Origin of the sequence: Yersinia aldovae 670-83, from assembly GCF_000834395.1 — a bacterium.
GTDB lineage: Bacteria > Pseudomonadota > Gammaproteobacteria > Enterobacterales > Enterobacteriaceae > Yersinia > Yersinia aldovae.
In genome coordinates this window covers 1,403,255-1,415,437 of sequence record NZ_CP009781.1, presented here as the reverse complement: position 1 = coordinate 1,415,437, position 12,183 = coordinate 1,403,255, and the positions used below count along the sequence as shown (strand labels likewise).

The window sequence follows — 12,183 nt, the reverse complement described above, 5'->3', positions numbered from 1 at the left end:
CAGGAGATAAACATGGCTTATTCAACCACTAACCCACCCGCTTTACTGCAAGACCGTATCATGGGCGGCGGCGCTGTGTGGTCTTATATCTCAGCAGATGTGCGAGCCACAGTTGTTGGGGCTGGTTACTTTACTAACGGTAAAAAACTAGGCATGAAACTTGGCGATGTCGTCAATGCAGTAGTTGATACTACTGGTGTTTTAACTGTCGCATCAGTTACCGCTGTCAATGCTTCGACCGGAGCAGTAACCATTACCGCATTAGCTTAACTATTACTGGGGCAGAAATGCCCCTTAATCAAAAGGTTCCTATGAAAATTTTACCAACTCTTATTAAGCCATCTGAATATGTACGCACAGTTTTTAGTGTTACTGCTAAGCATGGGCAGGAATTTAATGACTTTAAAGAGCCTGATTCATGGGCTCACGTGGCAAATACGTTGCGTAAATTCGATCGAGTAGAAATCACTGCGGAAGATGGGTCTTTCTTTGCTGAAGGTATTGTTACAAAAGTCACCAAAGTATCAGCACACATCCACTTTTTTATCCATGTCGAGCTAAGCAAAACATCTGATAAGCCAATTGAAAAAGAACAAGCCTATACCTGTGAGTTTGCAGGTAAGCACAAGTGGCGCGTGATTCGCACCTCTGATAAAGAGATAGTCGAAATTGGTATTGAAACGAAAGAGGATGCTCAAGCTAAAGTCGACAAACTGAACGAATCAGGAGAGTGATATGTCGAACCAGCTCAATGTTTACAATGATGCGTTGCGGCTGGTAGGCGAGCGGCAACTTGTATCTCTCACTGAAAATAGAGAGCCGCGCAGATTGCTTGATGCGGTATGGGATGGGGCATTGAAATATTGCCTAGAGCAAGGGCAGTGGAACTTTGCTATTCGATCCGTGCGGGCAAATTACTCACCTTCAGTAGAGCCTCCTTTTGGATATCGTCGGGCATTCAACAAGCCAGATGATTACGTTAGGACGGTGGCCTTTGCATCAGATCCATTTTTCAACAGTCCGATAGTTCAATACACCGACGAGGCTGGTTTTTGGTTCTGCGACTTAGATGAAATATATATTCGCTATGTCTCAAATGACCAGTCATTTGGTCTTGATTCATCTCAATGGCCTGAAACATTTGGTAACTTCGTGGCTGCCTATCTTGCCACACAAATAGCCCCGCGCCTTAAGAATGGATCAGATAGGGAGTGGTTAGCTCGCGAGTACAAAATGGCGAAGACTGACGCGCTAACGAAAGATGCGATTCAAGAGCCGACCAAAATATTCCCTACTGGCCGCTGGGTTCGCTCACGCCACGGAGGGTCACTAAGAGATTCACGTAGATGAGGGCAGTATAAATGCCGAGCAATAACATACCGCTTCTGGCTTTCAATCGAGGCGTTGTATCCAGACTAGCATTAGCGCGTACCGATATTGATCGAATTGCTTTATCTGCCGAAGTTCAAACTAATTGGATGCCGAGAATACTTGGTTCAATGATGTTGCGCCCTGGTACGGGTTATATTGGACAAACTAAAGGCAACAAAAAGGCCAAATATCTTAAGTTTATCTTCGCCACTGATGATAGCGCGCTGCTTGAGCTTACTGATTCCGTTATGCGCATCTGGGTCAATGACGTATTGGTGACAAGGACCTCAGTATCTACTGCGGTAGTCAATTCTAGTTTCACATCTGACTTAGCTGGATGGACTGATGCTGATGAAACTGGAGCGATATCGCAATGGACAGCCGCTGGCGCGCAATTACAAGGGACTGGGTTTAACTCTGCCATCATTCGTCAATTAGTTACCGTCTCTGGTTTAGATGCAAATAAACAGCACGCTATTAGGGTAAATATCGCACGAGGTCCAGTAACGATAAGGGTTGGTTCATCTGCTGGCAGTGATAACTACGTAACTGAAACAAATCTTGGCACAGGTATTAACTCACTAACCTTCACCCCCACAGGTAATTTCTATATTCAAATATCGAATAGAACAGATTATCCGGTAATTGCTCGCTCTATCGATATTGAGGCATCTGGGGTTCTTGAATTGCCTACTCCATGGATAGAGTCTGACCTAGGAATGATCCGCTATGACCAAAGTGGTGATGTAATCTTTATTGCTTGCAAAGGTAAACAACAACGAAGAATTGAGCGGCGGGCCAATGGTTCTTGGTCCGTGGTGATCTATGAGTCAACAGATGGGCCATTTGGGATAGAGAATGTGTCTGGTGTTAGATTAACCCCAAGCGGAATTTCAGGGGTAATAACTCTGTCCGCATCAGCTCCAATATTTAGGGCAGCTCATATTGGATCTTTATTTCGCCTGGAATCTAGTGGGCAAACAGTAAATTCATTGTTGGGTGGAGAAGGACAATTTACCGATTACATCAAAGTTACAGGGATTGATGCCTCGCGCAATGTAACCATTGTTAAAACTCAGTCAGGCACTGGCCCTTGGAATGGAACGTTAACCCTTCAGCGATCAGTCAGCGAGCCTGGCGCATGGGTTGATGTCACCACATATGATATGACGAATGGTATGATCACTTATAATGATAACCTGAATAATCAGATTATTTATTATCGTCTTGGCTTTAAAACTGGTAACTGGACAAGCGGTAACATCAATGTTTCCCTTCAATTTGCAGGCGGGAGTCGGACGGGGATAGTTAAAGTTATTGGATTCAACTCTGATACTAATGTTAGCGCTGTTGTGCTTAGTCAGCTTGGCGGGACAGGGTCTACCGATATCTGGTTCGAGGGTGACTGGTCAGATAAAAAAGGGTGGCCCAGCGCAGTGGCACTGTATGAAGGACGGTTATGGTGGGCTGGGGGGGATAAATTCTGGGGCAGTGTATCGGATGCATTCTCATCATTTGATGATGAAACAGAAGGCGACTCTGGCCCTATATCTGGAACTATTGGTTCTGGACCGGTTGACACAATTAACTGGCTTGTTCCATTGCTTCGCCTGATTGTTGGAACCGAGGGGGCGGAGGCATCTCTACGGTCATCATCATTTGACGAGCCATTAACTCCGACTAACTTCGGCATTAAATACCCATCAACTCAGGGAAGTGATTCTGTTGCTGCACTAAAAATAGACAGCGGAGCAATATTTGTCCAGCGCAGTGGTGCAAGGGTATTTGAGCTAAATTACGACTCAAGCATTTATGACTATGCTAGCGCAGACATGATGAGCCTATGCCCAGAGATGGGGTTGCCTTCAATTATCGCAATTGACGCACAGCGCCAGCCAGATACAAGAATTCACTGCGTTCGCTCTGATGGTGCCGTCGCGGTGCAAGTATTTGACAGAAACGAAAATGTGAAGTGTTGGGTGTTAGTTGACACTGATGGGCTTGTTGAAGAAGTCGTCACATTGCCAGGTAAAATTGAGGACCAGGTATATTACGTGGTTAACCGCAATGGTATTCGCTGTTTAGAAAAGTGGGCGCAAGAGGCTGAGTGTCGAGGTGGACAGCTATCTAAACTTGCCGACTCATTCATATCCTACTCAGGAACTCCGATCACTGAACTTTCAGGGCTTAATCACCTAGAGGGGCGAGCTGTTGTAGTTTGGGCTGATGGCTTTGATATTGGAGAACTGACAGTAACGTCAGGGAAAATTTCTTTAGCATCTGGGAAAAGCAACATTACCGCCGGGCTCGGTTATAAAGCTAAATTCAAAAGCACAAAATTAGCTTACTCAGCAGGAATGGGTACTGCATTAACGCAACGCAAACGGGTTGAGCGAGTTGGGCTTATCCTTGCTGATACACATGCCCAAGGAATTCAGTATGGGCCTGACTTTAACTATCTTGATGACATGCCACGAGAGGAGCGTGGGGAATTTGTTGCTGATGGGAAAATTTGGGACGCATACGACAATGATGCCATAGAGTTCCCTGGTGAATGGGATACGGATTCCCGTATTTGCATACAAGCATCTGCGCCTCGTCCAGCAACACTATTAGCTGCAATTGTAGGGTTAACTACTCATGACAAGTGATGTCAATTTTCGTTTTGCAACGGAAGCGGATATTAGAAATTGGTATGGGAATATTCCTGGAACAATGCGGGCAGTTATATTAGAGGCTAATGACGAAGCGGTAATGATTTGTGGCGTCATGCATCGCCCAGATCACTACATGGCTTTTATGGATATGAGACCTGAGGCTAAGAATCTAGGTCTTTCAATAATGAAAACCACGAAGACCGCTATTCGTGATGTTTTTAGCCATTACACTCAGCCAATATTTGCCGTCGTCGATGATGAATTAGAGTCAGCTCCACGCTTTCTAAAAAGAATAGGATTTCTTCCCGTTGAAGGCCGTGATGGGATTGTTATTTATTACCCCAACAACTACAGAAAACACAATAAGGCAGTCGCATCATCTGAAGACTAAGGAGAGATTATGTCAAACGTCATTAAATCAGTATGGTCTGGCGCGGCTGATTCAATTCTTTCACCAGTAAAAGTAGTTAAGAGCGCAGTTAAAGGCGACTTCAGTCAGGCGTGGAAAGACCTGAAACACATTCCTGGCAACCAAGAAAGAGCTAACTCAAAGACGTTAAATTCTCTCGGTGTGCGTGGTTGGGTTGGCGATCACCCAGGCGAAACCGCTGCTGGGGTTGTTGCCAGCCTATTCGGTGGGTCTGCATTGATGGCGGGGGGAAGTGGTGCAAGTGCATCAAGTGCTGCGCCAATTTCCGCAGCATTGGGGACTCCAGCTACTGGAGCGGGAGGTGGTGTCGCGTCTTCAGGTTCGGGAGGAATTATGTCATCGCTATTTAGCAGTGGAAATTTTGGCAATGCACTAAACGCTGGCGGCTCATTATTAAATGCATTTGGATCTGTTAGTAGTGGAAATGCTAGTTCATCCATGTCGCGTCAAGAGGCTGCACAACTTGATAGCCAGGCAACAACGACGCAGGCACAATCACAAATTCAAGCTAGAGAGGACAGGAAGCAGGCCCGACTAGCGGAATCACGGGCACAGGCCATCGCTGCGGCATCTGGAGCAAACGCAAACTCAACATCGTTTGTTAATAACATTAGCGATATGGAATCACAAGGAGAGCTAAATGCATTGACCTCTCTGTGGAGCGGTAACCAGCAAGCCAATGTAATGAAGAGTATGGCTAATGCTAAGCGAATGGAGGCTAGTTCAGCCAAGAAAGCGGGTGGCATTGGGGCTTTGTCATCAGTCCTTAGTGCAGGGAAATCTTTATATTCAATGTTCGGTGGATAACTAATGGCACGTATACCTAATGCTAATGATATCGGTCGCAGGATCCCTGAGGTTGCCAGAGGAATTGCAAGCGCTGACTTAACAGCTCCATCAAGAGCATTACAGGGTTTAGGGCAATCAATAGAGCAGCTTGGCGGGCAAATACAACAAAAAGAAGATCAGTTTAATTATGCCGAAGCTCAATCTAGCTTCCTAAAGAAGAAAATTGAAATCATGTCTAGTTTTGATGGCGACAATGATTATTCTACTTTTGGTGAGCGTTACAATGCTCAGATCAGTAAAGCGCGTGAAGAGTCCGCTGGGCTATTGAAAAATAACTCCGATAAACGCTTGTTTGAAATCGAGTCGAACAACGATATCGCCAGAGGGTCTGAGCAGGTTCGCGGACTAGCTAGAAATAAAGAGGTTGATTTTGGTCGGGCTACATTAAGTCAAACAATCACGTCTAACCGAGATGCAGCTATAGGGGCCAAGGATGAGGCGACCAGAATGGGTCTCATTAATGCTACGAATGACGCAATTTCCGGGGCATATAACCGTGGCTACATCTCAGCAGATCAATCACAAAAAATAAGAGAAGCTTCAGCGGTAGATTATGCAACATCATCTATCTCTGTTCTGCCACCGCAAGAGCAAATTAATACGTTAAAATCTGGTAGTGGTCTTGCAGCATTGATTCCGTTAGATACAAGAAAAAAAATGATTGATTCGGCGTCATTAGATTCAATTAATGAACGAATCGGCACTGTCAAACTTTCACTAATGAACCCAGATGTTATATCTGGATTTAAAGTTGGCACAGCACTTAATTCAGATGATTTATTCTCTGCGGTAGTAGGACAAGAGAGCGGCAGTCGTCAATTTGGTTCGGACGGTAAACCAATGACGTCAATTAAAGGCGCAGTTGGCATTGCCCAAGTAATGCCAGCCACAGGCCCGGAAGCTGCTGCATTGGCTGGGTTGCCATGGGATCCAGCAAGGCATCAGAACGACGCTAGCTATAATGCATTGCTAGGTAAAGCGTATCTGAATAAGCAGCTAAATACCTATGGTGGAAATCCTGTGTTGGCATTAGCGGCTTATAATGCCGGGCCAGGGAAAGTTGACGAGTGGATCGGTAAGTTTGGTGACCCACGAAAAGGTCAGATCACTAACGAGGCATTTGCTAATTCAATTCCATATGCAGAAACTCAGAATTATGTCTCTTCCGTATTGAGCAATGCTGTAAAACTCAGTGCTGCTAAGTCGGTTGTTGACTCGCCAGAATTCGGCAACCTTGATGGCGCGCAAAAGGCTCTGGCAGTTGAGCAGACTTATAATGTTATCGATACAGCCACCTCTGCACAGCGATTCAGCATTCAACAGAGGATGCAAGATGATATTGCTAGAGTAAATGCGGGTCAACCAGTGGATACCCCGGTAACTATTTCTGACTTCACCTCAGCTCAACAACTTAACTCCACCCCTGCTGACCGAGCGCAATCATATCAACAATTCAACCAATATCAGCAGACACTGGCCCTACAACCGGCATATCAGACTGTTATCTCAAGTCCAGCCAATGTCGGCATGGAAACAGTTAATGGATTGATGCCTACTACTGGCGATGCTGACTTTGCTTTCAAGCAGCAACGATATATCGCAGTTGCGCAAAAATATCAGCAAGTTATGGCGGCAAGGGAGAAAGACCCAGGCGGCTGGATGGTGCAAAACATCCCAACCGTTAGTGAGGCTTACCAGAATTACCAAAGTGACCCATCAACAGGTGCTCAGTTGGCTCACCAGGTTCTAATGGAGAAGCAGCGTCTGGGTATTAAAAACAAAGATGTGCTTCCTGACTCGTTGGTGAATGGCATTCTTCAACAGATTGACAACAACAAAGAACAGGATGTTGCTGCAATCCAGTCTCTTGGGCAGCAGTTCGGGCCATATTCACAGCAAGTCATGCAGCAAGTTCAGAAGAAATCAGGGCCAGTACTTCAGGTTGTAATGGCGACTAATAACCCTCGAGCCGCCAATGCTCTTTGGCAGAATCGTGATGTGAAGACGGCAGACTTGCGTGGGTCTATCAATTCGGCGTCCAGTGGAGCTGCAGAAAGCGCTGATTCTGAGTGGGCATCTCAATCCAAAGACTTTTCAGCAACCATGGTTGGTCAGCCTGGTGGAGTTCCTGTTTGGAATAACTTTAATGACCAAGGCCGCAGGCTTACCTATCTCAATATGCAGAAAGGCATGGGAGCCTCTGATGCAGCTTCGCAAGCTTATCAGGATATTTTAGGCAGCCAATACCAGACCAATGGGACTTGGCGGCTACCAATGGCTGCTAATGCTGATATGAATGATGTATCGGATGGTGTGGATGCATTCATGAGCAAACTTAAGCCAGCAGACATTACTCCGCTGATCGGTGACCCTCGCCTAAGTAATGAGGTTAACCAACAACAAAGCTTAGATCGCATTAAAGATAGCGCGGAATGGGTAACCAATGCAGACGAAACCGGTTTGATTCTCACTTTAAATGGGTTGGTTGTTAGTGGTTCCGATGGAAACCCGGTTACGGCAAGCTTTTCTGATTTGGCTCAGTTGGGCTCAACCAATCGAGGATACTTCAATCAGCTATCAAAAGAAGTAAATAAACCTAGGTCATATATTCCAGGGCAGGCCGCAAAAGAATCTCAGTCTCGCAATGAGGAAACTGCACGGCAACTTGGGCAGCAAGGCACATCAGAATTGCCATCTATGGCTGAAGGTATGAGGAATACAAATGCCAATCTATACCAGCGAACCGGGGCAGGGGATCAACCAGCCAATCAGTAATACCCCTTCCAGTCTTGGTGATGCACTAGAGGCTTCGTTTGATTCTGGGTTCAGGGAAGGGCCTCTGGTTTCAGCTATTCGCTATGCTGAAGCTGATAACCTAGCTAACGATCCAAACTCAGTGATTGTAAGCAAGGCTGAAGCTGATGCAAAACTACGAGAATTAGGTGTTAAAAGCATTAATATTCCCGACTCAGGCATAACAAAATCCTACCTTGACCATGTTAGTGAATCACGAAAAGAGTCATTAGCGAAGCAACAAATAGCCCAATCAGCACCATCTGGATTTATTAATACCCCACTTAACTTTATGGCTGGGCTTGCTGGATCAATGGCTGATCCGGCAAACCTTGCTATTGGTCTGGTTCCATTTGCTGGACAGGCAAAGGCCGCGACAATGATTGGGCGAGCAGGTGAAAGATTTATCCAAGGGGCTGCAATGGGGGGAATTCAAACAGCAGTAACTATCCCATTTACTGCTCAAGCAGCGGCAGCAGAAGGAGAAGATTACTCCATGGCTAACGCTATGGAGAATATCTTCATGGGTACTGTCGGCGGCGGGATTATGCATGCTGGCGGCGGGATTATTGCTGACATAGTAAGGGGGCGTAAGACTCCGGCGGTACCCCCTACGATTGATGCAGCAGAACGCCCAGTGATGAATGCCGAATCATTTGTTGCACCTGAAGCATCAAGCACAGTTGCGCGCCAATTTAATGAGAGCGGTACTACGCCAATCCTGAGGGAAGCCATATCTAGGGACATGGAAAGCTACGCACATAGCAAGGCATATGATGATGTCGTTCCTGATTACTTATCCCAGCAAGAGGCTACGGCTGCATTTCGTGTCGATAATATTGCTGACTTGAAAAAGGAGATTGTTGATACCAATCGGGCTATTGATGTTATTGCTCAGTCATTACCTGAACGTACCGCAGAATATCAACAACAGCGAATGAAGTTTAAGGATGCTCGTAATCAAGCTCTGAATGATATTGCTACAGAAAAAGAGGCTCTATTATCAAGGCGTGGTGAAGCTGAAGAATCACTATCATCTAACGCTAAATCAGAAGTGGCCAGAGGCGAAATCGCTGCTGTCCGCCGCGGTGAAATACCAGACGGTTTGAAAGCTGCAATAAGTAATCGTGCTGATGAAATTAGGAAATCACTGCAAATTAACAACATTACCCAAGGGATTAAAAACGCCTCGCAACGCATTGATGAATCCCATTGGACGGTAAGAGAAAATGCTTTCCGTGCTGGGTTATCTCATATGATGCAAGGGAAAACGCCAGATTTAGAGCCGGTATTTAACCTGGGTGACCCTCAATTAAGGGATGCATCAATCGCTCAGATTCAGCAGGGTCCAAGAGCAGATGTTGATGTTTCGACAGTTAATGCCAGTCATGATGCCGACATGCACCTTGCCAGATCGAATAGAGATAACGCTGACTTGGTTAATGCCCAGGAGGATTTCAACGCTGAAATGGAATTGGCAACTAACATGGTTAACGATATTGACTCACCTGAGTTAAGAGGGGCCATTGAAGCGGTAACCCGCGAAGTAAATGACGAAAGTATATTCAAAGGCCTTCAGGCCTATGCTACTTGCATGCTCAGGAGAATGTAATGGCTAACCAATTTCTAACCGCGTGTGAGCAAGTAGTGAATAAGGCCGCTGGGCGAGAGCTTTCGGAAGGTGAAATGGAATCGTTGATTAACAATATGGAAACGACTGTTAAGCGTATTCGTGCTGAGAATGAAGGCATCTCACTGGAAGAAGCAGCACTACGGGCAGCCAATGAGTTAGGCAACGAAGAAAAACTGGCGCGCGTCATTGAAGCCAGAAATAAGGCTATCAATACTCGTATTGCCGCCCAGCGGCTAACCTTTATCCGTGATAGCTTTCCAGACCGTCCTGACATCGGACTGTCAGCCATTCTGGTTGGGCGCAATGAGGCAAGAACTGGTAGCCGGTCATCTGCCTCCAGTGAACAATTTCAGCTCAGATCTAAATATCTCTCTGGTTTAAATCATGATCTGGATAAGGATGGGTTAATTAAATTCCTCGCTAGCGGCAGCAATGACACTGAAATTGCTGATGCCATGTGGCGTATTGGGAAAAATGAATCTACTGCTGGGATGACTAATGAATCAGTGAAAATTGCTCAAATAATCACGAAGTGGCAGGAGTCGGCACGCATTGATGCTAACCGTGCTGGCGCATGGGTTCGTAAAATGCCTGGGTATATCGCTCGACAAGGCCACGACATGATGAAGATCCGCGCCGCTGGCTTTGATGTGTGGAGGAATGCGATCCTGCCAAAGCTTGATAAATCTACTTTTGATGGTGTTACAGACCAGAATGCTTTTCTGCAAAACGTTTACGACGGTTTAGCCTCTGGCGTCCACCTCTCATCTGAAAAGCCAGATTGGATGAAGGGATTCAAGGGGAGTCAGAACGTCGCTAAAAAAGCCAGCCAAGAGCGCGTGCTTCATTTTGCTGATGGCGTGGCATGGTCTGATTACAACAAACAATTCGGCGTAGGTAGCTTGCGTGAGGCCATTTATGGTGGACTTGAAAGTTCTGCACGAAATACAGGGCTCATGCGAGTGCTTGGAACAAACCCAGAGAACATGCTTAATTACCTTGCTGATACCATCTCTGCGGATTTAAAAGGTGATGAGAAGGCGCTGAGGGCGTTCACTGATAGGCGTCGGAGTAACATCAAGAATGAAATGAAAGAGGTTACCGGTCAGACAAACATTCCTGGTTCAACCACTTTAGCAAGGTTCGGGAGAGCGTTCATAATTCTGTGTCACGTTAAAAAATCATTACAACGTCATCACTTTATCGAGGCGGCCTTCAAAATAAATCGCCAACTGGGACAATGTCAAATTCCAGCTCTGGATCGGCATTGTCCATTTTTCCTGCGCATTCATTAATCCCAGATACAGTAATTTCAACAGACTGTTTTCATTCGGGAACGCGCCTTTCGTTTTTGTTAGTTTTCTGAACTGCCGATGCACCGATTCAATGGCGTTTGTCGTGTAAATGACCTTGCGGATCGTTGCCGGATATCGGAAGTAACACGACAGATTGGCCCATTTTCTCCGCCACGACTGAAGTACCACTGGATATTGTTGGCCCCATTTTTCTTCCAGTTCGTCCAGTGCGATTTCCGCTGCCTCTTTTGATACCGCACGATAAACTGGTTTTAAATCAGCCATAAACACCTTGTGATGCTTCGATGCGACATATTTTATCGAGTTACGGATCTGGTGGATGACGCACAACTGAACTTCTGTATCGGGGTAAATGCTGTTTATCGCTTCCGGGAACCCTGTCAGACCATCCACACAGGCAATCAGAATATCGTTCACACCACGATTTTGTAGGTCGGTCAGTACCGACAGCCAGAAATTAGCGCCTTCACTTTCAGACAGATACAGGCCCAGTATCTCTTTTTTGCCTTCCAGATTCAGGGCGAGAACAGTGTAGACCGCTTTGCTCTGATAACGCCCGTCTTCGCGGATTTTATAGTGGATAGCATCCAACCAGACGAAGGGGTATACCGCTTCCAGCGGGCGTTGTTGCCACTGTTTCAGCTCAGGAATAATTTTATCGGTCACCGCGCTGATGGTGGCACTGGACACGCTGAAAGCATATAAATCCTCAATTTCCTGGCTGATATCTTTGTAGCTCATGCCAAGTGCGAACATACGGATGATCTTGCGCTCGATCTCATCGGAAAGTGTGGTCTGGTGCTTCTTCACCAACTGAGGTTCAAAAGTACCATTGCGATCGCGGGGCGTGGCCAGTTCAAAGCTGCCAGTGGGTGTTTTAACGGTCTTTTTGCCTGAGCCGTTTTTACGGTTGGCTTCAACGTCCTGAGCCAGATGTGAATCGAGTTCAGCAGCTAATGCAGCTTCGGTTAACTGTTTGATTAATGGCGTTAAGATGCCATCTTTCCCGGTTAATGCCTGACCGGACTGGAGTGCCTTAAGCGCTTTGTCGAAATCGAAGGGTTGGGACATGTGTCATTCCTTTTTGATTGCATATTACTGGAATGACACAGAATTTCTAACACTCCCAGGTTC

10 protein-coding genes are annotated in these 12,183 nt (G+C 46.1%); 9 read left to right on the top strand and 1 reads right to left on the bottom strand.

The features are described from left to right. Nucleotides 1–12 precede the first annotated feature (12 nt). Genes AT01_RS06490 through AT01_RS06450 form a run of 9 tightly spaced genes read left to right on the top strand, consistent with a single transcriptional unit; the run spans nt 13 to nt 11,028 of the window. The gene (locus tag AT01_RS06490) at nt 13–270 is read left to right on the top strand and encodes a hypothetical protein (protein ID WP_042546541.1); all 258 of its coding nucleotides are present in this window, start codon (nt 13–15) and stop codon (nt 268–270) included. 41 nt (nt 271–311) lie between these two features. Beyond that, nucleotides 312–734, top strand: coding sequence for a hypothetical protein (locus AT01_RS06485; RefSeq protein WP_042546540.1), 423 nt, complete (start codon nt 312–314; stop codon nt 732–734). Nucleotide 735: 1 nt separating this feature from the next. Further along, nucleotides 736–1,350 (top strand): hypothetical protein, encoded by a 615-nt coding sequence (locus tag AT01_RS06480; RefSeq protein ID WP_042546539.1) that lies wholly within the window; start codon nt 736–738, stop codon nt 1,348–1,350. Between the two features lie 11 nt (nt 1,351–1,361). Beyond that, entirely contained in the window at nt 1,362–4,022 is a 2,661-nt protein-coding gene (locus AT01_RS06475; RefSeq protein WP_042546538.1) for a hypothetical protein, read from the top strand. Continuing rightward, nucleotides 4,012–4,419, top strand: a complete 408-nt coding sequence (locus AT01_RS06470) for a hypothetical protein (protein WP_042546537.1) — start codon at nt 4,012–4,014, stop codon at nt 4,417–4,419. Before AT01_RS06475 ends, AT01_RS06470 begins: the two co-directional genes overlap by 11 nt. 9 nt (nt 4,420–4,428) lie before the next feature. Beyond that, complete coding sequence (locus tag AT01_RS06465) at nt 4,429–5,265, top strand: hypothetical protein (protein ID WP_042546536.1); 837 nt, start codon at nt 4,429–4,431, stop codon at nt 5,263–5,265. Between the two features lie 3 nt (nt 5,266–5,268). Further along, on the top strand, nt 5,269–8,082 hold the full coding sequence (locus tag AT01_RS06460; RefSeq protein WP_052489948.1) for a transglycosylase SLT domain-containing protein: 2,814 nt from the start codon (nt 5,269–5,271) through the stop codon (nt 8,080–8,082). Then, complete coding sequence (locus tag AT01_RS06455) at nt 8,030–9,712, top strand: hypothetical protein (RefSeq protein WP_042546535.1); 1,683 nt, start codon at nt 8,030–8,032, stop codon at nt 9,710–9,712. The genes AT01_RS06460 and AT01_RS06455 overlap by 53 nt, the downstream gene beginning before the upstream one ends. Next, a complete protein-coding gene (locus AT01_RS06450; protein ID WP_052489947.1) occupies nt 9,712–11,028 on the top strand; it encodes a hypothetical protein in 1,317 nt (438 codons plus the stop codon). The genes AT01_RS06455 and AT01_RS06450 overlap by 1 nt, the downstream gene beginning before the upstream one ends. On the opposite strand, the gene AT01_RS06445 is transcribed toward AT01_RS06450, so the two are convergent. Then, entirely contained in the window at nt 10,918–12,120 is a 1,203-nt protein-coding gene (locus AT01_RS06445; protein ID WP_042546534.1) for an IS256 family transposase, read from the bottom strand. The genes AT01_RS06450 and AT01_RS06445 overlap by 111 nt on opposite strands. Nucleotides 12,121–12,183 lie beyond the last annotated feature (63 nt).

Coding starts and splice junctions, on each gene's coding strand:
- AT01_RS06480 (WP_042546539.1), top strand. CDS start 736: ATGTCGAACCAGCTCAATGTTTACAATGATGCGTTGCGGCTGGTAGGC.
- AT01_RS06465 (WP_042546536.1), top strand. CDS start 4,429: ATGTCAAACGTCATTAAATCAGTATGGTCTGGCGCGGCTGATTCAATT.
- AT01_RS06470 (WP_042546537.1), top strand. CDS start 4,012: ATGACAAGTGATGTCAATTTTCGTTTTGCAACGGAAGCGGATATTAGA.
- AT01_RS06490 (WP_042546541.1), top strand. CDS start 13: ATGGCTTATTCAACCACTAACCCACCCGCTTTACTGCAAGACCGTATC.
- AT01_RS06475 (WP_042546538.1), top strand. CDS start 1,362: ATGCCGAGCAATAACATACCGCTTCTGGCTTTCAATCGAGGCGTTGTA.
- AT01_RS06450 (WP_052489947.1), top strand. CDS start 9,712: ATGGCTAACCAATTTCTAACCGCGTGTGAGCAAGTAGTGAATAAGGCC.
- AT01_RS06460 (WP_052489948.1), top strand. CDS start 5,269: ATGGCACGTATACCTAATGCTAATGATATCGGTCGCAGGATCCCTGAG.
- AT01_RS06485 (WP_042546540.1), top strand. CDS start 312: ATGAAAATTTTACCAACTCTTATTAAGCCATCTGAATATGTACGCACA.
- AT01_RS06455 (WP_042546535.1), top strand. CDS start 8,030: ATGCCAATCTATACCAGCGAACCGGGGCAGGGGATCAACCAGCCAATC.
- AT01_RS06445 (WP_042546534.1), bottom strand. CDS start 12,120: ATGTCCCAACCCTTCGATTTCGACAAAGCGCTTAAGGCACTCCAGTCC.